General features: G+C 37.9%; 23 protein-coding genes. 7 read left to right on the top strand and 16 right to left on the bottom strand.

Annotation, left to right across the window (positions count from 1 at the left end; all coding sequences use genetic code 11):
• Positions 1-538: 538 nt before the first annotated feature.
• The 4 genes from Q0976_RS06870 (at position 539) to Q0976_RS06855 (ending at position 3,809) form a co-directional block, all read left to right on the top strand.
• The gene (locus Q0976_RS06870; RefSeq protein ID WP_299492357.1) at positions 539-1,306 is read left to right on the top strand and encodes an ABC-three component system protein; all 768 of its coding nucleotides are present in this window, start codon (positions 539-541) and stop codon (positions 1,304-1,306) included.
• Complete coding sequence (locus tag Q0976_RS06865; protein ID WP_299492355.1) at positions 1,303-1,524, top strand: ABC-three component system middle component 7; 222 nt, start codon at positions 1,303-1,305, stop codon at positions 1,522-1,524. The genes Q0976_RS06870 and Q0976_RS06865 overlap by 4 nt, the downstream gene beginning before the upstream one ends.
• Positions 1,518-3,125 carry a DUF2326 domain-containing protein gene (locus Q0976_RS06860; protein ID WP_299492353.1) on the top strand — a complete coding sequence of 536 codons (1,608 nt, stop codon included), beginning with the start codon at positions 1,518-1,520 and terminating at the stop codon, positions 3,123-3,125. The genes Q0976_RS06865 and Q0976_RS06860 overlap by 7 nt, the downstream gene beginning before the upstream one ends.
• 129 nt (positions 3,126-3,254) lie before the next feature.
• Positions 3,255-3,809 (top strand): hypothetical protein, encoded by a 555-nt coding sequence (locus Q0976_RS06855; protein WP_299492351.1) that lies wholly within the window; start codon positions 3,255-3,257, stop codon positions 3,807-3,809.
• Positions 3,810-4,045: 236 nt separating this feature from the next.
• Here the strand turns inward: Q0976_RS06855 and nhaD are convergent, their stop codons facing one another.
• The 7 genes from nhaD to Q0976_RS06820 form a co-directional block, all read right to left on the bottom strand.
• Positions 4,046-5,293, bottom strand: coding sequence for a sodium:proton antiporter NhaD (nhaD, locus tag Q0976_RS06850; RefSeq protein WP_299492349.1), 1,248 nt, complete (start codon positions 5,291-5,293; stop codon positions 4,046-4,048).
• Positions 5,294-5,789: 496 nt separating this feature from the next.
• On the bottom strand, positions 5,790-7,073 hold the full coding sequence (gene hemL, locus Q0976_RS06845; RefSeq protein WP_299492347.1) for a glutamate-1-semialdehyde 2,1-aminomutase: 1,284 nt from the start codon (positions 7,071-7,073) through the stop codon (positions 5,790-5,792).
• Positions 7,074-7,133: 60 nt separating this feature from the next.
• On the bottom strand, positions 7,134-8,153 hold the full coding sequence (locus Q0976_RS06840; protein ID WP_299492345.1) for an aspartate carbamoyltransferase: 1,020 nt from the start codon (positions 8,151-8,153) through the stop codon (positions 7,134-7,136).
• A gap of 252 nt (positions 8,154-8,405) precedes the next feature.
• Entirely contained in the window at positions 8,406-9,716 is a 1,311-nt protein-coding gene (locus Q0976_RS06835; protein WP_299492343.1) for a hypothetical protein, read from the bottom strand.
• A 187-nt stretch (positions 9,717-9,903) separates the two neighbouring features.
• Positions 9,904-11,085: a hypothetical protein gene (locus Q0976_RS06830; RefSeq protein ID WP_299492341.1), complete on the bottom strand. Its 1,182-nt coding sequence runs from the start codon at positions 11,083-11,085 to the stop codon at positions 9,904-9,906.
• 132 nt (positions 11,086-11,217) lie between these two features.
• Positions 11,218-11,724 carry a hypothetical protein gene (locus Q0976_RS06825; RefSeq protein WP_299492339.1) on the bottom strand — a complete coding sequence of 169 codons (507 nt, stop codon included), beginning with the start codon at positions 11,722-11,724 and terminating at the stop codon, positions 11,218-11,220.
• A gap of 156 nt (positions 11,725-11,880) precedes the next feature.
• Positions 11,881-13,590: a chloride channel protein gene (locus Q0976_RS06820; RefSeq protein WP_299492337.1), complete on the bottom strand. Its 1,710-nt coding sequence runs from the start codon at positions 13,588-13,590 to the stop codon at positions 11,881-11,883.
• Positions 13,591-13,662: 72 nt separating this feature from the next.
• On the opposite strand from Q0976_RS06820, the gene Q0976_RS06815 reads away from it, so the two are divergent.
• A complete protein-coding gene (locus Q0976_RS06815; RefSeq protein WP_299492335.1) occupies positions 13,663-14,439 on the top strand; it encodes a DUF6776 family protein in 777 nt (258 codons plus the stop codon).
• Between the two features lie 19 nt (positions 14,440-14,458).
• The gene (gene erpA / locus Q0976_RS06810) at positions 14,459-14,809 is read left to right on the top strand and encodes an iron-sulfur cluster insertion protein ErpA (protein WP_299492333.1); all 351 of its coding nucleotides are present in this window, start codon (positions 14,459-14,461) and stop codon (positions 14,807-14,809) included.
• Positions 14,810-14,904: 95 nt separating this feature from the next.
• Here erpA and Q0976_RS06805 read toward each other — a convergent pair whose 3' ends face one another.
• From Q0976_RS06805 to Q0976_RS06790, 4 genes are all read right to left on the bottom strand, one after another.
• Entirely contained in the window at positions 14,905-15,333 is a 429-nt protein-coding gene (locus Q0976_RS06805) for a hypothetical protein (RefSeq protein WP_299492331.1), read from the bottom strand.
• 144 nt (positions 15,334-15,477) lie between these two features.
• Positions 15,478-15,858, bottom strand: a complete 381-nt coding sequence (locus Q0976_RS06800) for a DUF2750 domain-containing protein (RefSeq protein ID WP_299492329.1) — start codon at positions 15,856-15,858, stop codon at positions 15,478-15,480.
• Between the two features lie 505 nt (positions 15,859-16,363).
• Entirely contained in the window at positions 16,364-17,473 is a 1,110-nt protein-coding gene (locus Q0976_RS06795; RefSeq protein WP_299492327.1) for an anhydro-N-acetylmuramic acid kinase, read from the bottom strand.
• Positions 17,474-17,521: 48 nt separating this feature from the next.
• A complete protein-coding gene (locus Q0976_RS06790; RefSeq protein WP_299492325.1) occupies positions 17,522-18,919 on the bottom strand; it encodes a peptidoglycan DD-metalloendopeptidase family protein in 1,398 nt (465 codons plus the stop codon).
• A gap of 119 nt (positions 18,920-19,038) precedes the next feature.
• On the opposite strand from Q0976_RS06790, the gene tyrS reads away from it, so the two are divergent.
• Positions 19,039-20,235, top strand: coding sequence for a tyrosine--tRNA ligase (tyrS, locus tag Q0976_RS06785; RefSeq protein WP_299492323.1), 1,197 nt, complete (start codon positions 19,039-19,041; stop codon positions 20,233-20,235).
• Between the two features lie 12 nt (positions 20,236-20,247).
• Here tyrS and Q0976_RS06780 read toward each other — a convergent pair whose 3' ends face one another.
• From Q0976_RS06780 to Q0976_RS06760, 5 genes are all read right to left on the bottom strand, one after another.
• A complete protein-coding gene (locus Q0976_RS06780; RefSeq protein WP_299492321.1) occupies positions 20,248-20,685 on the bottom strand; it encodes a hypothetical protein in 438 nt (145 codons plus the stop codon).
• 128 nt (positions 20,686-20,813) lie between these two features.
• The gene (locus tag Q0976_RS06775; RefSeq protein ID WP_299492319.1) at positions 20,814-21,299 is read right to left on the bottom strand and encodes a nuclear transport factor 2 family protein; all 486 of its coding nucleotides are present in this window, start codon (positions 21,297-21,299) and stop codon (positions 20,814-20,816) included.
• Positions 21,300-21,343: 44 nt separating this feature from the next.
• Positions 21,344-21,736: a DUF2721 domain-containing protein gene (locus tag Q0976_RS06770; RefSeq protein ID WP_299492317.1), complete on the bottom strand. Its 393-nt coding sequence runs from the start codon at positions 21,734-21,736 to the stop codon at positions 21,344-21,346.
• A 104-nt stretch (positions 21,737-21,840) separates the two neighbouring features.
• Positions 21,841-22,833: a cobalamin biosynthesis protein gene (locus Q0976_RS06765; RefSeq protein WP_299492315.1), complete on the bottom strand. Its 993-nt coding sequence runs from the start codon at positions 22,831-22,833 to the stop codon at positions 21,841-21,843.
• On the bottom strand, positions 22,833-23,531 hold the full coding sequence (locus Q0976_RS06760) for a 5'-methylthioadenosine/adenosylhomocysteine nucleosidase (RefSeq protein WP_299492314.1): 699 nt from the start codon (positions 23,529-23,531) through the stop codon (positions 22,833-22,835). Before Q0976_RS06760 ends, Q0976_RS06765 begins: the two co-directional genes overlap by 1 nt.
• Positions 23,532-23,533: the final 2 nt, after the last annotated feature.

Raw genomic sequence — 23,533 nt, 5'->3', positions numbered from 1 at the left:
CTCACACTGGGATTAGGAGGACTGCTCGTCCTTATCCTCCTAATGACCACCATAACGCCCGACGGAGTGATATGCATAAGTTTGCTGCTTTGTTCTGTCTTGAAGAAATAGCTAACATTTCCGATGCTACATCCCTATAGCCCGAAAATTAAACAGATATCCATATCTGTTTTACGCCATTTATTCAAACGAACTTCAGCCACTCCGATGGGACTCTCAAAGCAAAAGCAATAAAGCAGGGTGTTTTTTCGAATTAGCCTTTTGTTATTTAGGGAGGTATAAATGAAACTTGTGAGCTAGATCAATGGTTTTGCTTTTCTTTTTGTTTAATTTAAACATTGTATTTACAAAAGTACGGTTTGGGTGGTAGCTTACTGGCTGAATGGGTTGGTATAATGCTCTATTTTAATGATTTGTTTAAAAAAATAGCCATTAGTCTGGAAGGTTATCCTGCTGCAAATCAATAAGCTTTATGTTCTATTACCGACTCTATGCTTGGTTCTACTAATCTTGGTTTTTGAAGAAATAAGGAAGTTGAGTGGCTAAATCAGATATAGAAAGAAAAAAGCCAACAGAGAATATGAGGCTGGTCTTATTTGATGAGGTCAGTGGTATTTGTCCTAAGTGCACTAAGCCCCTTATGAAAAAGGGAAAAGGACAAATGACAAAGCTTTTTGAAGTTGCCCATATTTATCCACATAGCCCTAGGCCAGATGAAACAGAACTGCTTAAAAATGAAGAAACGTTGAATGATGATGTTGATCATGAAGATAATTTAATAGCTCTTTGTAGGGATTGCCATAAAATCTTTGATAACCCTCGTACAGTCGAGGGATATCGTGAAATGATTTCTATCAAAAAAGAGCTTCAACGCTTGAGCAATTTAAAAAACAGTTGGTTTGCCAATTCTATTGATAGTGAAATACACGAAATTATTACATCACTAGCCACTCATTCTGGGGACTTATTAGAAGAGTTATCATTAGAAGCTCTTAAAGTTGATGCTAAATCAGATGATACTTTGAATGGTTTAGTGAAGCTTAAAATAAAGAATAATATAAAATACTTTTACCCTGAAATTAAAGATAAATTCGCAGAACTAGATAAAGAAACACCATATACTTCAGACGCAATTTATAGCCAGATAAGATCTTATTACTTAAAACTTAAGAAGAAAAGCTTAGACCAGACACAAATATTTTCGGCTTTGACTGATTGGCTTATTAACAGCTCTAAATGCAAAAGCACTGAGGCATCAGAAATACTTGTTTCATTTTTTGTTCAAAATTGTGAGGTCTACTCATGATTACCCCAAGCAAAACCATACCGTTAAAAGAATCCATCATATTCAAAATGACATACATTCTAGACGTGGAATTTGAAGAAACCTCTCTATCTGAAATTTACAAGAAGACTAAGGCAAAATTTATAGATTTAGAAGAGTTTATTTATGCAATAGATATCCTTTTCGTTTTAGGGAAAATAGAAGTGAATTTAGATTTAGGGAAAGTAAAAAAATGCTGAAAGAATTAAGGTGCAATAAATTAGCTACAGGGAAACTTGAATTCGAAGCTGGTTTGAATGCTCTTGTTGGGCCCGAGGATGGTGCTAATTCCATTGGAAAATCCTCTGTTTTGATGCTTATTGATTTTGCATTGGCAGGCGATGATTTTATCAGTCTTTGCTCTGATGTAATGGATAATGTAGGGGCAATAACCATCGAGATGGATTTTATTTTTGGTGGCGAAAAATATTGTTTTGCTAGAAGCACAAATGACCCTAAAATAGTTGTCTTTTTAAGTGAAGATGAGAAGCCTGAAAAGTCAGTGGACGAATATAGAAGCTTTCTTAAAAAGAACTATATATTCCCTGAAGAGGGTGCGAGCTTTAGGGGAGCGGTTAACCCATTCTTTAGGATATGGGGAAAAGAAAACGATAACCCAAACAAACCGTTAAACTCTTTTCCTAGTGAACCCTATCAAAAAATAAAACCGAATCTACTTAAATTATTTTCCTTCTATGGTGTTTTAAAGAGCTTAGAAAAAGAAAAAACAGCAACTTCTAAGAAGAAAAGTATTCTGAAAGGCGCATTTGATGAAGGTTACATAAAGTCACTAACTAAGAGAGAAAAGGAAAAAAGTGAGAAAAGGATTGAAGAAGTTGAGTCGGAAATAAATGAGATTAAAAAAGTTATAGAAGCTCACTCTATAAACGCGAATAAAATCATCAGTAAAGAAAATTTTAAGATTAAAGCTGAAAAAGATGCTCTTGTACGGTCGCTGTTTCAGTTAAAAAGTCGACAAAAAAGAATAGAGACTAACTTAACATATGGAAGTGCAGTCAATAAAAAACATTTCGATAAACTTGAAGAGTATTTCCCCGAGGTTAATAGTGGGAGATTGACTAAAGTCGAGCAATTTCATTCAGGTGTTTCCAAAATTCTTAAAGCTGAACTCAGATATGAAAAACAGATTCTAGATGATCAAGTTAAAGAACTTGAATTTGAAATAAGTGAAGCTGATAAGAGGTTGCTTGAGTCTACAGGGATGATAGAAAAGCCATCTGGGTTAGTGGATAAGATGTTAGATTTATCTTTCGAAGAAAGGAGTTTACGAGATCAAATCAGATTTCGTGATATTAAATCTTCTATAGATACCGAGGTTGTTACTATCTCGGAGAAAATCACCGAAAAAACAACTCAATCTCTGGCTAGCATAGAAAGTAAACTCAATTCAAAAATGGCCGAATATATCAGCATCTTTTATGAAGGAAAGCCGGTGACGCCTCAGATCAAACTTTCTGAAACTAGATACGAGTTTAAACATAATGAAGACTCTGGGACAGGAAAGGCATACGCTAATATGGTAGCGTTGGATATGAGTATTCTTGAAGAGACCTATCTCCCTATATTAATTCATGATTTAATTGTTTTTTCTAATATTGAGGATCATGCAATCGAAGCGATACTTGAAGAATATTCAGTGGCGAATAAGCAAGTGTTTATAGCATTAGATAAGCTAGGTAGATTTAAAAATGAAATTCAAAAGTTAGTGAAGGAAAAAGAGTTTTTAGCTTTAGATTCAAAAACATTAGCCTTTGGTCAATCGTGGAAAAAAAGAACATAACAAATGATTATAGTATCAATAGTGAATGTGACGCTTTTTATGTTTCGATCAAGTATAGCCAACGGCTAATTTCTCCCATAGTAAAACGTTAGGTTACGTATTTAGGAACATCAACATTTAAGGATGAATATGACTGAAGAGCACTTTAGAAAGTTAACATATTGCATTGTTTCAATGGCCGTTTTTTTTGAAATTGGACATCTACTCTGGGAGCATTTAAACGGCGGAATCGTGAGCCATCATTTGTTGAATCGTTCAGACTATCCTGCAATATCAAATTGGTGGGGGCTCTTGATCTTGCCCTTTTTAGCTTGGTTTGCGATGGCGCAGATTAAAAAGCGTGTCAATTTTCAATCTGGTGATAGCTTAGTAACAAGAAAGCTTTTAAATAGAGCGCTTATCGGTTTTGTGGGAATGCTGATGTTAAGTATCTTACAGTCCGTCAGTTTTACTATCGGTTACGGTAATATTGCCATATATTTATCCCTAGGCCTGTTCGTGGTGGGGCTATTCTTACCTATCTATAGAGCGGAGTGTATTTTTGGATATGTATGGGGGTCAATACTGTTTACTGGCGCAATTATTCCACTTATTGGTATATTGGTAATCGCAGCGGTTTCAATGTTTGCTGACTTATGTATAAAACCATTCATCTTAAGAATAATAAAGCCATTATCGCAGTAGTGTAGCCAAGGGTTTTATTATCGTAGCCTAGTAAGCTTACCTACTTAATATGAGTTGATAGCTTGATATAGGAGCATTAATGGTTCGTAGAAGCGCTGTTTTAGAGAACGAAAAACAGAATGAGAATTCATTCCAGATAAATTTAACATTGGATGAATTGACACAGTAAAAGTGAAGGCCCACTGCCTATTAAAAGACAAGTGGGACTTCATGAGCTCAGCCATGATGGCTAAGGCTTAAGAATAAAAATGATAGGCCAAGTACAAGGTGAGGCTATAGCCAATGCTATAGCAAAGGAATAGGGCGGGTACATAGCGTAGATAGCTGACAAAGGTGAGCTCTTTGACTTTGGTCATGGCAATAATGCCCGCGGCTGAGCCGATGACCAGTAAGGATCCGCCTACGCCGACGGCATAGGTTAAACTTAGCCACTCTGGCGTATTAAGGATAGGATCGGCTTTTAAGAGTGCGGCGGTTAAGGGCACATTATCAAGCAGTGCTGAGCCAATACCCGTTATGAAGTTGGAGATATTGGGATCAAATCGGGTATAGGCCTGTGCCAATAAATCCAGAGTGCCAATTTCTTTGAGCATACCGACCAATAATAAAATACCTAAGAAGAACAGCAGGGTGTCATATTCAATTTGACGCACATATTCTAAAATTCGGCTTTCCTCTTTATTGCTTCTAAAAATATGCCCAATTAAAAACATCACAGACAAACCGGTTAAAAAGGTCAGTACAGGCGGGATAGCATACAGCACATTTAAGGCCATGGTGGCTAAGATGGTACTAAAAAAGATGATGGCAATAATAATATCCACAGCCTGATATTGATGTTTAACCGGTGTGGTGCAAACTTGCCCTTTTGATTTTATTGAGAAAATAATAGCTAGCAGCATTACACTGATCATGGACGGAATCGAGAGCATTAATAATTCAGAGATTTTGACATGGCCTTCTAAGAAGATCATTAATGTAGTGACATCGCCTGTGATCAACGCTACGCCGCCAGAGTTGACTGCAAAAATAATCAATACCGCCATACGCAGGCGGACTTTTGCTTCAAGTTTAAAGGTCGTTAATAAACCCAGTGACACTAACGTTGAGGTCACGTTATCACAAAATGAGGAAAGTACTAGGGAAAACAGCGCGACTAAGATCATTAATAATCGAACCGATAACTCTTGAGGAAAAATTTTCTGAACTAGTACTTGAATAAGGCCTTTTGAATTGAGGTAAGCCACAAAGGTCATGGTGGACATTAAAAATAACCAGAGTGTGGCGATTTCTAATAAGTTTTCATTGAGCTGCTCAGACACTAAGTGTTGCTGAGTCGGATTGTCGGCACAAATAAATAAGGTGACCCAAGAGATACAGCCTAAAAACAAGGTGGTTTTGGCTTTATTAATATGGGTGACTTCTTCAAAGATAATACTGAGTAGGGCAAGTACTGCTAATGAGAGCAAAAACAAAGACAGCATGGTGGCATTCCAAGATTGATAAATGACAGGTTTAACCAAAGAAAAGTGGATTTCAATTGCATTGATAAAACAAAGACAATTTGGAAAGGGATCTGACCACAGCTATTAACATATGGCAAGTGAAATTGATAAAAATAACTTTATTTTCATAATGTTAAATAAATGTTGAGTGTTGAGAGTGAACAGGCTTATTAGGGTATCGCGCCTTTCGAAGAAAAGCGGCGATTACCCAAGGTGTCATCACATTGTGGTGTTAGTCTACTTAACCTGAACTCGGGATAATGAGTGTCTAAGAGCAGTATTAATCCATTTAAAGTCAATAGGTTAAAATCAATCCCGTTATTGTTTATTGTTTAATTTGGCTAAATACCACTATTTTTGTCTATATCAAGGCGGGATTTCGTGTCTAATAGCGGGCTATTAGTAGAAAACACAACATAGATAGGGGCAAAAATAGCGCTATTAAGCGGCGCTGCTTATCCCGAGTTCAGGTTACTTATGCCATTGAGGCGAGTACGCGATCGGCTGCGGCCAACGTGAGTGCAATGGCTTCATCATCATGAGCCATAGATAAAAAGCTGGCTTCATAAGCGCTCGGTGCCAGATAAATACCTTCCTCAAGCATGCCATGATAGAAGGTTTGGAAATGCTCAAGATTACATTGAGTGACTTGCTCAAAACGCGTGATGTTTTGCTCTTTTGTGAAAAAGAAGCCAAACATACCGCCGACAAGATTGATGGTCATCGGAATACCATGTTTATCAGCGAGGGTTTTAAATCCTTGTGCAACTTGTCTGGTTTTGTCAGTTAATGCGTTATACAAGCCTTCTTCGCATAATGCATTCATTTGAGCCAGACCAGCAGCCATTGCAATGGGATTACCTGATAGGGTACCTGCTTGGTAGACCGGGCCTGTTGGCGCAATATATTGCATGACTTCTTTACGGCCGCCAAATGCCCCCACAGGCATGCCGCCGCCAATGACTTTACCTAAGGTGGTTAAATCAGGTGTGACACCATAATGGCCTTGAGCTCCGGTTTTAGACACGCGAAAACCTGTCATAACTTCGTCAATGACTAATAAGGCGCCATACTCATCACAGAGTGTTCTTAAGCCTTGTAAAAAACCGTCAATGGGCGGTATACAATTCATATTGCCCGCCACAGGCTCTAAAATAATACAAGCAATGTCATTTGGGTACTGCTTAAAAAATTGTTCAACAGACTCAAGATCGTTATATACCGCTGTGAGTGTGTGCTTAGCAAAATCTTCAGGCACACCTGGAGAGCTAGGTTGGCCCAATGTGAGGGCGCCAGAGCCTGCTTTGACTAATAAGCAGTCTGCATGGCCATGATAGCAACCTTCAAATTTAATAATTTTATCTCTATGGGTAAAACCACGGGCTAAACGAATGGCACTCATGGTGGCCTCTGTGCCAGAGCTGACCATGCGTACTTGTTCAATAGACGGCATCATCTCAATGACTTTTTCGGCCATTTGTATTTCAAGTTCGGTGGGTGCGCCAAAGGATAAACCATTGTCTACCGCATCAAGTACTGCTTGACGAATAGCGGGATGATTATGGCCTAAAATCATGGGTCCCCAAGAACCCACATAGTCAATGTAGGCTTTTCCATCAGCGTCGTAAATATAAGCGCCGTCAGCTTTTTCAATGAAACGGGGAGAGCCTCCAACACCATTGAAAGCGCGAACAGGGGAGTTTACACCACCTGGAATGCTGTTCTTTGCTTGAGCAAAAAGCGTATCAGAACGTGTCATGTGTGATCCTTACTAAAAATGATAAATTAATCCTATTATCGACTGCGTTATGGTCGTCGATTAAAAGTCGGCTTTACGTGAATACCAATTGACGGGGCATTCATATTGTGTGAGTTGTTTATCGACCCCCAATGTCAATGCAAATAGCGCCATACGAATGAGCAGCCCATTATCGGCTTGTCTGAAAATGGCTAGATTAGGGTGACTATTGAGATCATTATCTAATTCATTTGCTGCGGCGCGCGAGTCTCTGGGCAGTGGGTGCATGATGACAGTGTTGGATTTACAGTGTTGAGTATAAATACCTTTATTTAATCGAAATTTTCCTCGGTATTTATTGGCTTCTTCTTGTGATGGAAAGCGTTCTTCTTGAATACGGGTGAGATAAAGAATATCTGCTTTGTCTAAATGGCCTTCAAGTTGATCGGTAATGTGTATTCGGTGACCCGCTTTCTCAATGTCCGCCAACACTGTTTCAGGCATTGACAGCTCTTTGGGGGAAACAAGGGTAAAAGTGACATTAGTATACATGCACAATAAACGAGACAGAGAATGCACCGTGCGGCCAAAGCGTAAATCACCGACCATTGCAATATGCAGCCCATTGATATTTCGGCCTCCTGCAGCCAGCTCTTTTTGAATGGTAAATAAATCCAATAAGGCTTGAGTGGGGTGCTCATTGGCGCCATCGCCACCATTAATAACGGGGACACGACTACCTTCGGAAAACTCTTGTACTGAAAAAGGATCGGGATGGCGCATGGCTATCACATCAGAGTAAGTGGATAACACGCGAGCAGTATCGTATAAGGATTCACCTTTTGAAAGTGACGATGAGGCCATGCCTGTTGTTTCGCGTACATTACCACCGAGTAAATTAAAGGCACAACCAAAACTGACGCGAGTACGCGTGCTAGGCTCAAAAAATAAGTTGCCTAATACGGCTCCATCAAGGACACGTGTGCGTTTTTGTCTTAAAGCATAGGGAGTCATTTGGGTGGCAACATTAAAAATAGTATCAATTGCATGCAAGTCGAGCTGGTTTACTGAGAGGATATGGGATCCTTGAAACTGAGTCATCAGCCTGTTTCCAATGTTATAGGGAGAATACTGCAAGCTGGTAAGTCTGGAGCACTTAAAGCTGCACATAACGCCCAAAGTTGAAGAAAGTAGAGTCGAACGTGGCTGAGGCGCGATGATAGCAGAAATGAGATAAGAAGTTAATAGTGTTTATTTGAGAACAAATGAGATGGAAGATGGTGAAGTGATGTTTAAAAAGCCGACTAATAATATTAGTCGGCTTGACGGGAGATTAGGTTTGATTAACTAGTCCTAACTCTGACGTCCATCTTGGAATCCACGTCCAACACTCCAGTTTAAACCAGCAGCGGCAAGGCTAAATGGGTTATACCAAGTGACTTTTGACTGATTATCTGTGGATGTCACTTGCGACTGACTTTTATCAAGCGGCAACTTAACTTCTTGTGATGAATTATTTTTTTGGTGAGAATTAAAAACTGATTCATCTTTTTCTGTACTAGAATGGGATGTTGTTGAGATACTTCCTCTGTTGTTTGGGCTTTGAGGTGTTAAACCAAGCACTTGATTATCATCTAAAATTACTTTTTCATCACTGTGTAAACTGTATTGGGTTGATTGACTATTTTGGCTTTGAATATCAAGGGGACTATTAGATCTTAAGTTGCTCATTGTTTGGAAACTGCTTGATGTTGTTTCACTTCCGATACTTGAACCACTCATAAAGCTGGTTTTACTTATTTGACTTTGAGTATCATCAATATACGGAGCCTCCATTAATGAGCCGCTAATATTGCTTTGAACATCTATTTGTTGTTTAGGTTTAATGCTTGTTGTAGATAAGCTGCTTAAAGGTGTTGATACAGTTTCATTGCTTGTACTGCTGTATTCTGTTTGGCTTGCTGTAATAGGACCAAAAGCTTTTTCTAATCTTTCTTGAAGAGAAAATTGCTTGTTTTCAGTTTGTGATGAGAATAGTTCGAGGTTTTCAAGTGTTAATGATGAAGGTTTACTGAGTACTTGCTTTTGAGTTTGAAGGACTTCTTGTTTACTCAATTCTACATTCGAAAGCATGCTATCTTCCGTTAATACTACTGAAGAGCCAGAGTTTTGAGTATTTTTTTGATGTAATAAATGCAGTAAATTTTGTGTCTCATTACTGAGCTCATATTCAGTTGATAGTTTTATATCTAATATGACTTCAAGCATACCTGTTGTTAATTGGTGAACTTGAGGGGAGCGATTATTAGCCTCATTGTTTCTACAGTTTTCATATAGATCATTACACATAGAGTCGAGTAATTCGCGTCTATGAGTTTTTTCTTCTGATAAGTTTCTTATATTAGTTAATACGCTTGTTGCTGCCTTTCCTATTTCATCATTTCTTGCTGTTAGATTACAAAGTATTTCCATACTTTCGCCATCATTATTTAAGGCAAATGTTTCTAAATTATCAAAAGTAGAGGCTAGATTTAATTGTTCAAAACGCTCTGAACTGATGTTTTTATCCGTAAATAATTTATCAAAGTCAATTGATTGCTGCTTTGAGTCATCAAGCCGAATATTGTGAAGGAAGCTTGTGGAGGCTGGATTGATAGATGTCATTAAGATATTCCTAAAGATAATTAATTATCAGTTATCATATTTTATTCTATGAACTTCATCTTCTATATATATAGGTAGATTGAATTAAGTGGTCAAACCTGTGGTGTGAAAATTGAGGTAAGTAAACAATATTTATATAAGAAAAGGTGATTCTTAATTTTTCAGTTAAAGATTAGTTGCTAACGATTTACTTTTTACTTAAGAAAGTCGAAAACCAACTTGATAGTTTTTCTGACAATGGCATTGTCGTTGTTTGTACTTCAATGTCCTTTTTGGGTGTTTCTTTTTCTATGTTATCCGGCTTTAAAAAATCAGGGGTTTTAGAAAGAAGCGAGGGGGATACTATTGTACTGTTATGCATAATATTATTGTTTTTCTTAACGGATTCATCACCTTTTAGATTTGTATTTGATAGACGAGATTGCCAGTGAGAATACGCTGTTTTTGTTGTTGAATAAGTCGCTTCAATTTCTGGTTTAGGAATAAAAATAGGATTATTTACATCCCATTTATGAATTAATTTTTTCATCACATTATCACTGAAATTGGTTGATTTTCTAATATGCTGCAAAAATTCAATAAATTCATGACGCGATTGTGAAAGTGGGTCGATCCCTTGAACAGTGGAAAATTCAGTCGCCTGTTGATGACTGTCTGAAAGCAATAAATATGGGCTAAGTGAAAGAGGATTTATATTTGAGATATCACTATCCATAATGTGATGTCCATTTTGTGTTGATGTTTCTGTGTGAATATTATTAGATATTGAAGAGGATAAATCAGTATTTGAGATAACAATAAAGCTTTCTTCTTCGGTTGTTGAAACAGGAGAAGAAGCTAAGAGTAAATTTTCTTCAATATATTCTTGAGTTTTATTCGACTTTTTTTGTAATATTTGAATTAAAGTAAATATATCTTGATTACTTGAATGGTTTTGTCCTGTTAGCTTTATATCAATGAGTGTTGTTAACATTTCAATGGATAACTGAAATAATTGTGGAGAGCGGTGACTTATTTCATTTAAGCGGCATTGTTGATAGAACTTTTCACAATGGAGGTTAAATACTTCACGATCATAAGAGCCTTTTAGTGTTTCTGTTTTAATTTCCATTAATACTTTTGTTGCCGCTTTACCTATTTCATCTCGGCGGCTAGTTAATGTAAACAGAAGGTCGATGCTAGAGAAGTCATCTTGCTTGGCAAAGTACTTAAGTTCACTAAATGTTGGGCTTAAGTTTAAATGAGTAAATGTTTCTTCTGAAATATATTGCTCGCTGAAAAGCGAATCAAACTTATTGTTGTTTTCTGTGAGGCTGTTGAGTTCAACATTTTGCAGAAAGCTTGTTTTACTTGGAGAAATAAGTGTCATTTAAATCACCTAAATTTCAAGAAGAATATGCCAGATGCTAAGAAAAGATGTGCTATTGATATTCTTCTATTAAAATGTAGAGACAATTAACATGATTAAATGTCTTATTCTGAGTACGACAAACCATTATGACTATTGGTCTTTTAGTCTTTCTCTAAATAATTGACTTTGAGATTGATAAGTATTGTTATTATTAGACGGGCCTGTACTGAATTCTCTATGACTGTTGTTCAACAATAAGTCAGTGAAAGGCGCCGTTGAAATATCAGAGCCGAAGGTACGTGTTACTGCGAGACTAGCCGCTTTTTTTTCAGCTGTTTGGCTCGCTGTATTACAGGTTTGATCTAAGGTTTGGACAGCTTGCAGCATGCTTTTACTGCTCACATCAAGATTAATAGGTTTTGGTTCTAAACTGGCTAATATGTGTTGAGCTTGCTGCGCTTGCTCACCAGTGAGTGAAGAGAGTTCATATAATTTAGTCATGCTGCTAGGAAGGCCTTTTTCACCACCTTCTCTGAGTTCTCGCAATGTTTCATGGTCTTGTGACGTTGATTTAACCGATTCCATTTGATTATCACTTGAATTGTCATAAATTGAATTATTAATATAAGATGATGAAGGTTGGATTGTACTGCTCATATTAGACTCCGAGTAATGCGACCGGTAGGTTCAATCCAGCCTATTGTCATTTATTATACTAAAAAGTAATTTTTCTGTTAGTGTCTATATTCTCATGAATATTGTGAGATGAATATAGGATTGTGCTCTCTGTTGTGAGAAACTGGTCTAATGAGTTTAAATTTGCTCGGATTGGATCTCACGTTGCAAGTCTTCCCAAGAAATAATTCCGACAATCTCTTGTGTGTTTTGCTCAAAAATAAAAACATTTCCACGCCTTTGTGGAGATAAGCGTTGATACACTTCACTTAATGTACAAGTATCAGGCAACCCACTCATTTTATTCTTTAACAATGTCGTTTCAGTATGGCTAGTATGTAATTCAAGTTGTACTATTTCTACGTCATTTTGCTCGGTATAGGTTAAGATGGGATGACCGTGTTGTTCCTTTAATGCCGCCAATAGCTGTTCATTATTATTGTCTACCAAGATAAAGTGTTTATTCATGATAGCTCGCACGCCTATTTTTTGTAATCCCAAATTAACGGCGGTGACTTTATATCCGAGATTCATGATCTCAAGCTGGCGGAAAAAAATTGATTTTGTTTTAAAAAATTGATGAGAAATAAGAAAGGCAGGTATGATGACAAACATGGAGGGTAAGATAATGGCTGTGTTATCACTGAGTTCAATTAGAGCAACCAGTGCAGCCAAAGGTGCGCTCAAACAAACTCCCATCATTGCTGTCATGCCGATAATGGCATAAAGTCCAATATAAGGTGTCAATGAAGGAAACCATTGTTGAAAAAATACAGCAATCACGGCACCAAGTAATGCACCAATGCCATACAGAGGTCCAATCAAGCCTCCTGGGATCCCAAGACCAACTGCTGCAACAGTGGCAAAAATTTTACCTACTAATATAGCAGTTAATAGCATCATACTTGGATCTGCTTGTATGGCTTCACTGATTGCATGTTCGTTACTGCCAATTGCTTGAGGTAAAAATAAACCAATGAAACTGGTGAGGAGGCCTGCGATAAGTAACCGTTGTATGAGTGGCCATTTTTGGGACTTTTCGGTTAATGTGAGTAATGAAAAATTAAAAAATGCGGCGACACAACCTAAGATGAGCCCCGATATGGCTAAAATAGGATATTGGGAGAGGGGGATTTTTATCACACTGATTTGATCGAAAGCATGAATATTACCAAAAACTAATCGACTGGATAGTGCCCCACATATTGCCGATATTGTAATGGGAAAGAAGTAGTGAATTTTATATTCACGGAGTATGACTTCAAGTACAAAAATGACAGCAGCGAGTGGCGCATTAAAGATAGCTGATATACCCGCTGCAATACCACTTGCACACATAATACGTACACTATTATCGGGTAAATTAAATTTTTCGGCTAATACGCTAGCACTCACGGCGCCTAAATGGATCGCAGGTCCCTCTCGACCAACAGAAAATTGTGATGCTAAGGCAAATAAAGCTTGAAAAAACTGAGCGGGAGCAGATGCAAGCGGAATTTTACCATAATGAAGCTTAACTCTATGTAATACATAAGCAATTCCCATTCTTTTGTAACGTTTAGAACCGACTTTTGCGATTGCCCAAATTAAAAAGGCGCCGAATATGGGTAATAATACTCGCCAGTCGTCAATCATATCAGTAAAATTAAACTGCTGGGTTTGCGTGAAACGGTCAAGCCATACGAGGAGTGATCGAAAAATCACAATGACTGTCGAGGCAATGAGCGCAAAAAATAATGCCAGCAAGCAAAGCTGAACACTGACTTTGGCTTGTGAAAGTGTGTCTTTTAAACGTGTGTTAACAATTTTATTCCATTTTATGGTTTGTTTTTTGTTGGACAATGGCACAAATATATCCTGATTTATGTGGCTCATTTTATGAGTGTATGAGTGCAAGTGGCACAGAGAGGTTGTAGCTTAATGTCAAATTATTATCGTTGGCTTGATCGCCTTCAAGCAATGGAGAGAAAATTCTATTCATCTAGAGTTAACTTGCTATTGCTATTGCTTATTGTTTTTATTCTAGGTGGCTTAACGCTAAAAGCAATATTGCCTTTTATCAATATTAAAGCCGATAGCACTGTTCAAAGTGTAAGCGGTGAACTGACAAAAGTGCAAGCGTTAAATCAACAGTTAGCGGCGAGAAAGCTCGAGTTGAGTATGGCTATTCAAACGAATGATGATATGAAAGCGATGTTTGAAGCTCAACATACTAAGCAAAAAGAGCTAGAGCGAGAACTCGCTTTTTATCGTAGTATCATGTCTCCAGAAAGTAATGCTGATGGTGTAGTGATCAATGGCTTTGAGTTATCAAAAGACTTATTGCCTGATCAATATCGTTTAAAATTAGTGTTGACTCAATTGCAAGATAAGAAGCAATCTTTGAAGGGGAGTGCAAAGGTGACTCTGATAGGGTTATCAAAGGGAAAACGGAAAACAATCAATTTAAGCCAGCTCTCTAAAACACCTTTCCAATTTCAGTTTCGTTACTTTCAAGTGTTAGAAACCTCAATTACTTTACCTGCTGATTTTGTGTTATCGAGCATAAAAGTGAAAGTTGAAGTGCCAAAAGGACGTTGGTCAAAGGGATCTGAAACTGAGAAAGAGTTTAGCTTGAAAGAATTACAGTTAGAAGAAAAAGATGCTGAGGGAATACTTGATCAAAGTAGTCAAGCATTAGATAATCTTACTCAGTAAACCGTTTTATGAGGTCGTCATGACAGAAGAAACAGAAGATTCGTTGCCCATTAGTTTTACTGATGCCGCGGCTTCGAAAGTAAAAGTATTACTCGATGAAGAAGAAAATGAAGCTTTAAAGCTTCGTGTTTATGTGACGGGGGGGGGCTGTTCAGGCTTCCAGTATGGATTCACTTTTGATGAAAAGATAAATGAAGGTGATTTTATTGTGGAGAAACAGGGGGTCAAATTGGTTGTTGATCCAATGAGTCTTCAGTATTTAGTTGGGGGAGAAGTCGATTATACTTCAGGTTTAGAAGGTTCACGCTTTTTTGTTAAAAATCCCAATGCTACGACAACTTGTGGTTGTGGAGCCAGTTTTTCAGTATAAACAATAAGGGTCAACTTTTTATTGAAGTGAGAGCGGATAAAGTGCGGTGATATTCAGGCATTTGATCATGACTGAATATCGGGTACTGTTAGGGGTTAACTCATAATATTTAAGTTGATTTGTTGTTTAAAGTAAGCACTTACTTTTTGGCTAAACGCCAGATAAACTTGCACAATAGCGATAATAGCGCAGGCTATCCAAAGCAGTAGGTAAAAAAGTTTAGACTGTCCCATCATAGCAGGAAAGGGGGCAATGATGCTGTCAATATGACTTCCTTGATAGTGTAATATCGGCAGACAGCTGAGTAAGAGCAATACTATGCAACTGTATAAACGTAACATAATTAATCCTGCTTTTTGTCTTCCTACTGACGCAAGAATAATGAGTAGCAGTAAAATGGCAATTAATATGCCTTGCTGAAATTGTAAGCCTATTATTGCTGGAAGAGCGGTTAAGATTAAAAGCAGTAACAGTCGTTTTGGAAGAGGAGGGCGCTTTTCTATTGGTTTAGGGGTTCCTGCCATTGATTTATTCCCTAGTATGTATTGGCTGAGTTAATGTTGATGTTTTCATTGCCTATAATAAAATATTGGGTATCGTTGATGATTTTTACACGCTTATATTAATGCTTGTGAAGATCGATACCCGAAAATTTAATGAATATTGAATTAATGTTCTTTTTTAGGGAGTAATCTAGATTCTAATTCAAAAGGAGGGATAACAACACCTAAATCGTCTTGAACAGGGAACACAGCCACAAAAAGATCATCATCTTGCATACCGGGTACCCAACGTGCTAACCATTCAGTTAATGGAATGGATAATGGCTGGCAATCTTTCCAATCATCAACTGCCCAAAGTGTTGCGGCTTCCTCTGAAGGCCACATGGGGATGCAGTCTTCTTCATCCGTTGTTAACATCACACAGCCGTTAATGTCTTGTAATGTCCAAAGGCTTTGCTGCTCTTTAACTTGGTTAACTAAAAAGTCATAACGGGCTTCTGGAGTGAGTTGGGTTATTTGTTTTAAGCTTTTTTCATTGGTGCTCATGTTAAATTCTCGTATTATAGATAAAGCTTAAACAGACTAAAGTGCCAAGACTATTATCATATGATGAAAGGGGTGAATAGGGTTTAATTCATTGTAAGGATCATAACACTTAGCCCAGTAATGAAGAAGAGGTCCCGCTTAAATAGGTACTTTTAACTTCTTTAGTATTGGACTGTGCTAGGGCTTGTTGATCTTTGGTGAGTGTTTCTGCAGTAGTTTGTCGCTTCTTTATACAAGGAAGAGCTTATGCGGTGTAGTTGTTCTCGGCTTGGGTTCAAACGTCACTCTACCTCCTCCCATCCATGGGGTCGTCCATCAATAAGAGATAACGCCGTAGAAAGGATCGACAAGCGCTGTCCTCATTCTTTTATAAGGCAGGATCCACTAAACGTGTTTTACTCTTTGTTGAAAGGCACTCGCTTAGAATAACTAGGCATCAGACCTCTCGCCGCGATTAAAACACGTTTATCTCGGACATAATTTAATCAGCAAAGATTAACAGGCCCTAGTTTGCACAATATTTCCCCCCTAATATTGTTGTTCGAGAAGCACCCGTTACGGAAGGTAAATTGCCTGGTAATGCGTATTCATAGCGCATGGCCAACCAAGCAAAAGCAATGCTTTCTACCCATTGAGGGGAAATCCCTAACTTTTCTGTGGTATGAATTTGGTATTTGGGCAATTGTTGAGCGAGTTGTTTCATTAAGTGGGTATTATAAGCGCCCCCTCCACAGACAAAGAGCTCACCACTGGGGGATAATGTAAGAATGTCTTTAGCGATACTATGGCAGGTTAGATCTAATAAAGTCGATTGAATATCGGCTTCTTCTAAGTGGGTAAAATTTGATAATTGTTGTTCAAGCCACGCATAACTGAATAATTCCCGCCCTGTACTTTTAGGGGAACTTAATGAAAAATAAGGGTGTGATAATAATTGATTGAGCATTTGAGTGTCGGTTGTGCCTGTGGCTGCCCATAGCCCTGATTTATCGTAAGGCTCTTGTTTAATTCGTTGGATCCAAGCATCCATTAACGTATTACCAGGTCCAGTGTCAAAACCTAATACTTGATGTTCATTGCCGGGTAAAAAAGTAATATTGGCAATGCCACCAATATTAAGAATTATTCGTTTCTGTTGGGGCTTAGAAAAGACATATTGATGAAATGCAGGTACTAATGGTGCGCCTTGACCACCTAATGCGATATCTTTTCCTCGAAAGTCTGCAATGACATCAATACCGGTTTCAGTGGCAATGGTATTGGGATCGCCTACTTGAAGAGTAAAACCCATGTTTAAGTTCGGCATATGTCGAATGGTTTGCCCATGAGAGCCTATAGCAATCACTTGTTCTTTTTTGACTCCAGAAAAGGTTAATAACTTATTGACAGCGGTGGCAAAAAGTTTACCCGTGGTACGGTCGATTTGTCCAAGTCGATTAATTTCATCATGATCAGGTAAGCAGAGTTTATTTAAATCTTTAAATACCTTTTCAGTCATAGGTTCTTGATGCGAAGCGATTAAAGTGGGGATGTCGCCATTAAATTTAACCAGTACAGCATCGATAGCATCCATACTGGTGCCAGACATCAGCCCGATAAAATAAGTTTTATTCATAACGCAATACTCTTAAATAGGATTGTTGGCGAATATGACATCGCATACTTAATCTCTATAGGCCAATTGAATTTGTTTATTTTGTTCAAGTGTAGTCATTACTTGTTTACTTAGAGCGAGAAATTGTGCTTTTTCTTGTTTCGCAATAGGCTTTGACTTAGGTAAATCAATGGTTCTTGGATTGCGGTGGACACCATTTACAATAAATTCATAATGTAAATGGGGACCCGTTATGCGACCTGTCGCACCTAATGTGCCTATAATATCACTTTGCTTAACGATTTGACCTGTCTTTACTTTGCGTTTTTTCAAGTGTAAATATTTAGTGGTATAGGTGTCATTGTGTTTAATGAAAACATAATTGCCATTGTATTTGTTGTAAGAAGATTTTATGACTCTTCCTTTACCTGCAGCTTTAATCGGTGTGCCAATTGCTGCAACGTAGTCAACTCCTCTGTGTGCTTTAATTTGTCCTGTAACAGGGTGCAAGCGTTTAGGGTTAAAACGAGAACTAACATATTTGAAATCCACAGGTGAGCGTAAAAAATCTTTACGCATACTGCGTCCGTCTTCAGAATAATATTCGCCATCAGTGTAGCGAATAGCGGTGTAGCGCTCTCCTTGGTTGATGAATTCAGCAGCCAGTATTTGACCGTTTTTGAGAAATTGTCCCTCGGTAAACTCTTTTTCAAACAGGATGGCAAAATGATCGCCTTTACGAAGATCTAATGCAAAATCAATATCCCAGCCAAAAAGGGTGGCGAGTTGCATGATTTGACTCGGGGTCAGTGATGCATCAATACCTGCATTCCAAAAATTAGTTTCAATGATCGCAGAGGCAAAACTTTGGCCGTATTCAATGGTTTTACTGTGTATATTTGCCTGATATCCTGCCTTATCTTTATTGATAATTAATGTATTGATAGGATCTAAATGGTACTGTAATTGAACAAACTCACCCTGATCATTTTTACTAATGCTGATTTTTTCACCCGGTAAGATTTTAAGCAAATTGGCTTTGGCTTTGGGTAATAAGGTGATGTCGTATACATCTTTAGGACTTAAGCCTGCACGTTTAAAGAGGGCGGCTAAAGTGTCCCCTTTTTTTACTTTAAACTCTTTGGAATGATATCGAGGCGTTGTTTTTATTGAATTAGTAGTGGAGATTAAGTGAGCTCCCTGAGTGGATATTGGGTCCTTATTTAATGGATTAACTTCTGTTCTTGTTGTGTTAATCATGTCATTGATAGTATTGTCTCTATCATGAATATCGACAATATACCGAGTATTTAAGGCATACTCCCCTTGATTATGTGTCTTTTCTTGATGTGCTTTTTCATCATTGGGTACAAAAATAGCGATAAAAAGCAGACTGCAAGTAATAACACCGATGGCAATTTGATGAAATCTTGGCAATAAATTAAATAATGTAACGAACTTTCCCATTGAGACTAAACCTAATTCTATCCCTACTATCTTATTCCCTTAGTTTACACTCTTTCAATTATGCTGGCTAACAAGTAACATGTATCAATAATATATTTATCATTAGAGTAATTGCCGAAATGGCTGATATAGCACATGCATTAGCAGAGATTAAACGCGGTACTGAAGAAGTATTGCTTGAAGCCGATCTGTTGGAAAAGTTAAAAGAAGATCGCCCATTAAGAATTAAACTCGGTTGTGATCCTACTGCGCCAGATATTCATCTTGGTCATACCGTGATATTAAATAAACTCAGAACTTTCCAAGATTTAGGGCATGAAGTCATCTTTTTGATTGGTGATTTTACAGGTATGGTTGGGGATCCTAGTGGTAAAAATAGTACCCGACCTGCGCTCACTCGTGAACAAGTAAAAGCCAATGCTCAGACTTATATCGAACAAGTTTATAAAATATTGGATGCGGATAAAACACGGATTGAATTTAATTCCGATTGGTTAGAGCCTTTGGGCGCTGCAGGGATGATCCGTCTTGCGTCACAGCAAACTGTTGCACGCATGATGGAGCGAGATGACTTCAAAAAACGATATGGCTCAGGTCAATCTATTGCCATTCATGAATTTATGTATCCACTTTTACAAGGTTATGATTCTGTTGCATTAAAAGCAGATGTGGAGTTAGGCGGGACAGATCAAAAGTTTAATCTATTAATGGGACGTGAATTACAAAAATCTGATGGGCAAAAGCCGCAAACCGTCATTATGATGCCGTTACTTGAAGGGCTCGATGGTGTAAAGAAAATGTCTAAGTCTGCCAATAACTATATTGGTGTCAATGATCCTGCAGAAGAGATGTTCGGGAAAATCATGTCCATAAGTGATGAGCTGATGTGGCGTTATTTTGAATTATTATCGTTCCGTCCTCTTACAGATATTGAGCAGTTAAAACAAGATGTTGAGCAAGGTAAGAACCCTAGAGATGTAAAAATTTCTTTGGCGAAAGAAATTATTGCTCGTTTCCATAACGACAGTGCTGCTGAGGCGGCTCATCAAGCCTTTATTCAACGTTTTCAAAAAGGCGCTATTCCTGATGATATTCCCGAACTGGAAATGGAAGTGGGTGACGGAGTGGGCATTGCAAATTTATTGAAGGAAGCGGGCCTTGTGAGTTCAACGTCTGATGCCATGCGGATGATAAAGCAAGGTGCGGTTAAATTGGATAGTGTAAAAGTCGATGATACTCGCCTACAGTTTACCACTGAAATGACGGGCGTTTTTCAAGTTGGAAAACGTAAGTTTGCTAGGATCACCTTAAAGTAAATTCGTTATCTATTACCACCAATTGTTTACAGTGGGGCTTAATGAGCAAGGTTTAGTGTTGAAATGCCGATCATCTCGGTTTTGACATTGCCATGACAATTGAGCCTCTTCTAATCGCCAATATTGCCCATTTTGGTTAAGTGTTAAAATAAGTAACAAGGTTTGGTTTTGATCTTTATCTTGGTGCACATTATAGGTAATGATTTTTTCATTGGTTTGCTTCACTTTGAGTAAAACAAACTCATGCCCAGTATACTCGGCAGATATATTTTGGGGGTGAAAACTCCAACTCAATTGTTGTAATTGAGCATCAGCAAGATTTTGATTAAATCTTTCGATGGGTTGCAGTGCGTAGGAAGCGATGACCGGCTCTTCAAAGGCGATAGACATATTACTGAACATTAATATCAATGTACTTGGAATGAGCCTGTGTAAATATTTTTTCATCATATAACCTAGACTAGAGCCTGATATCAGTACTACTTTACCATTGTTTGACCGATTAAGGTTAATAGCGTTTCATTAATATGTGTAAAACCCGATGATATACTGAGATCCATATACAATTTCCCCTATTTTTATTGGATGGCGAGCTGATCGGACATCGTTTGATAATCCAGTAAATCTTGGTGCTCTTTTACTCTTCGCTTATTCATATCTAATGTGAGCATTGTGACACTGGGAATGGCTAAATCAATGATTTTACCTGGTTTACCAAATAGATCGCCTGGCCCTTTATAATAATAGTTTCCAATTAGTACAACTAAAGATCCAGAATTAAACATATGATCAATTGTAAATTTATATTCCAATACCCCTTGTTGCACTCGTTTTAAAAAATAAAGGATATTGTCTCTACCTATGTATTTTCGATTGGCAGTTTTATCGAAGAAAATACTATCTCGGTTATAATAATGAGTTAACTTTTTAAATTTTTGGTGTGTTAGCGCATCCATATAATCAACCGCCATTGCTTGTTCAGCTGGCATGGTGCCGTTACTTGCTTTGGCTGATAAATTTGTGAAAAGAAGCAGTATTAAAATAGAGATGAGGCTCAGTTTCATGTTGAAATTTCTTATTTTGTTTTTATAAAGTGATTTTTTGTTGCTTATTTGTTTAATTCTTTTAGGTGGATGTTAAGGGCGTCAACCGAAATGCGAATTTCAATGACCGATAACAATAATGAATATAAAAGTAATAATAAGCTGCACCCAAAAATAATTGAGCCAATATGGTTTAATCCTGTATAAATAAAAATCATGCATAATACACAAAAAGCAAAACTGAGTACGCCAGCTTCTTGCATTCTTCTGATAATACTAATACGGCGATGTAAATTTTTTAATTGCTTACCGTTCACAGGCGTCCCTTCACTGCTGAGTGTGCGAATGAGTGCAGCTAACGCAAAGAAACGATTTGTATAAGCAAGAAGTAATAAGGAAATTGCTGGAAATAAAAGTGCCGGCGTTGTTAACGAAATTTGAGTATTACCGAGGGCCATATTAACACTATTGATGGCTGCAAATGAGTGCTGTTAATAATATCAAGTCCCTAAGAGATGTTCAAAATAAATTAATACTTTTGTTTATGGGTATTTTTCATCAGCTATTGTAAATAGTGAAGTAATGCCCAAAGTCCGGGAATGATGAATAAGCTTAATATCCAAAAAGTAAATGCAGTTGATGTGAGTAAGATAGCTTTTTTGATATCATGGTGATCGGGAACAGGCCCATATTTTATTTTAGGTAACGCAATACAGTTGTGACCAAAAGTCATTGGGCCACTAAGTTCGATATTGAGGACTCTCGCACCAATTTCACAGACATAGATATAGCCCCGTGGAACACCTTTTACTCTAGGCCTAATAAAAGTCAACAAGCTTTGGGGCCCACCTTGTATTGCAAGGCTAAAGCTCCACAATAAAGTTGGAATAAAAAAGAAAATATTACTGATCAAGTAGCTAGAGCGTCCAAAGTATTGGTATTTGGGATTAAAGCAGGGCCAGGATAGTTCAAGTTGTTTGATCATTCTGGCAAGTAATACCAATGGTGCGCCGCCTAAGCTGTAGAAGACAATGGTACCGACGACACCATAAACGGGTGCAGTAATTAATTTTTCTATGGTCGCTTTACTCAGACAACTAAAAGACAATACGAAAGTGTTTCGAGTTAGCCATGGGTGAAGCAAAGCTCTTGCTCTGAGTTTATCTTGCTGGGCAATAGAAACGCAGACCTCCTCAGCAACGAGTTTAAAATTGGCATCATTGAGACAAATATAAAGAATAATAAATTCTAAAATCCAAGGAAAGCCAATACTATGTGTTAAAAAGAACGCTAAACCAGAAAAGGGAAGTAACAAGGTTAAACTGGATACTATGCCAGTAATAGCCTGTTTAAAAGGGCTGTGATGATTGCGATAGACGTATTTATAGAGCTTTTTGGCAAGCAGCCCAAACCAAACAATAGGCTGCATATTTCTTGGTAGAGGCGCAATTCTAGCCAGTAAAAGTGAGATAATTAATATTATCGCTCCTTGATATATACCTCTATTAATATGTAAGGAGGAAATGAGCTCTGGAGTGATAATATCAAAATTCATCAGAATGATAAGGTCTTTAGCAGTGCCATCACCATTAAGGCTGAATGGTGGCCAGCTTTAACAAGGTAAGTATCAAAATCAACCGGAGAATCGTTATTGGCATTATCAGATAGCGAACGGATCACAACAAAAGGTAATCCAAATTGGTGACAAACTTGTGCAATGGCAGCGCCTTCCATTTCACAGGCCGCCATAGTTGGAAAATGTGCCAACATTTGTTTGGTGCGAATAGGATCGCATATAAAACTGTCTCCTGTACATATTAGACCTTCAATCGCTTTGACTTCGCCTATATGTGTGATGGCATTTTTAGCCGCTTCAACTAATTGATTGTCACAGGTAAAAGCAGCGGGTTGTTGTGCCATTTGCCCTATTTCATATCCAAAAGCGGTAACATCGACATCATGATGACGTACTTCAGATGCGATGACAATATCACCGATATTAAGCTCAGGTAAAAATCCACCCGCAGAGCCTGTATTAATAATGGCATCTGGTGAATATTTTTCAATTAAAAGCGTCGTGGCCATACTCGCAGCCACTTTTCCGATCCCTGAACGAGTGACAATCACATTTTTATTCGCTAATTGGCCTGATACAAATTCGATACCTGCAATTGTTTGTGCTGTTTTAGCGGTCATGGACTCAATGAGGTGAGCAACTTCTGGTTCCATTGCACCGATAATACCGACTTTCATGA

This window comes from uncultured Shewanella sp., assembly GCF_947501665.1.
In the GTDB taxonomy this organism is placed as follows: domain Bacteria; phylum Pseudomonadota; class Gammaproteobacteria; order Enterobacterales; family Shewanellaceae; genus Shewanella.
Note: the sequence above shows the minus strand (reverse complement) of the source record. Positions and strands in the feature narration are given on the sequence as shown.

Excerpts from the sequence above, each read along its gene's own strand:
- Q0976_RS06805 (WP_299492331.1), bottom strand. The coding sequence starts at position 15,333 with ATGGCAGGAACCCCTAAACCAATAGAAAAGCGCCCTCCTCTTCCAAAA.
- Q0976_RS06800 (WP_299492329.1), bottom strand. The coding sequence starts at position 15,858 with ATGAGCACCAATGAAAAAAGCTTAAAACAAATAACCCAACTCACTCCA.
- Q0976_RS06860 (WP_299492353.1), top strand. The coding sequence starts at position 1,518 with ATGCTGAAAGAATTAAGGTGCAATAAATTAGCTACAGGGAAACTTGAA.
- Q0976_RS06865 (WP_299492355.1), top strand. The coding sequence starts at position 1,303 with ATGATTACCCCAAGCAAAACCATACCGTTAAAAGAATCCATCATATTC.
- Q0976_RS06795 (WP_299492327.1), bottom strand. The coding sequence starts at position 17,473 with ATGAATAAAACTTATTTTATCGGGCTGATGTCTGGCACCAGTATGGAT.
- Q0976_RS06790 (WP_299492325.1), bottom strand. The coding sequence starts at position 18,919 with ATGGGAAAGTTCGTTACATTATTTAATTTATTGCCAAGATTTCATCAA.
- Q0976_RS06830 (WP_299492341.1), bottom strand. The coding sequence starts at position 11,085 with ATGACACTTATTTCTCCAAGTAAAACAAGCTTTCTGCAAAATGTTGAA.
- Q0976_RS06825 (WP_299492339.1), bottom strand. The coding sequence starts at position 11,724 with ATGAGCAGTACAATCCAACCTTCATCATCTTATATTAATAATTCAATT.
- Q0976_RS06840 (WP_299492345.1), bottom strand. The coding sequence starts at position 8,153 with ATGACTCAGTTTCAAGGATCCCATATCCTCTCAGTAAACCAGCTCGAC.
- Q0976_RS06815 (WP_299492335.1), top strand. The coding sequence starts at position 13,663 with ATGTCAAATTATTATCGTTGGCTTGATCGCCTTCAAGCAATGGAGAGA.
- erpA (WP_299492333.1), top strand. The coding sequence starts at position 14,459 with ATGACAGAAGAAACAGAAGATTCGTTGCCCATTAGTTTTACTGATGCC.
- Q0976_RS06780 (WP_299492321.1), bottom strand. The coding sequence starts at position 20,685 with ATGATGAAAAAATATTTACACAGGCTCATTCCAAGTACATTGATATTA.
- Q0976_RS06770 (WP_299492317.1), bottom strand. The coding sequence starts at position 21,736 with ATGGCCCTCGGTAATACTCAAATTTCGTTAACAACGCCGGCACTTTTA.
- Q0976_RS06855 (WP_299492351.1), top strand. The coding sequence starts at position 3,255 with ATGACTGAAGAGCACTTTAGAAAGTTAACATATTGCATTGTTTCAATG.
- Q0976_RS06765 (WP_299492315.1), bottom strand. The coding sequence starts at position 22,833 with ATGAATTTTGATATTATCACTCCAGAGCTCATTTCCTCCTTACATATT.
- Q0976_RS06775 (WP_299492319.1), bottom strand. The coding sequence starts at position 21,299 with ATGAAACTGAGCCTCATCTCTATTTTAATACTGCTTCTTTTCACAAAT.
- nhaD (WP_299492349.1), bottom strand. The coding sequence starts at position 5,293 with ATGCTGTCTTTGTTTTTGCTCTCATTAGCAGTACTTGCCCTACTCAGT.
- tyrS (WP_299492323.1), top strand. The coding sequence starts at position 19,039 with ATGGCTGATATAGCACATGCATTAGCAGAGATTAAACGCGGTACTGAA.
- Q0976_RS06760 (WP_299492314.1), bottom strand. The coding sequence starts at position 23,531 with ATGAAAGTCGGTATTATCGGTGCAATGGAACCAGAAGTTGCTCACCTC.
- Q0976_RS06835 (WP_299492343.1), bottom strand. The coding sequence starts at position 9,716 with ATGACATCTATCAATCCAGCCTCCACAAGCTTCCTTCACAATATTCGG.
- hemL (WP_299492347.1), bottom strand. The coding sequence starts at position 7,073 with ATGACACGTTCTGATACGCTTTTTGCTCAAGCAAAGAACAGCATTCCA.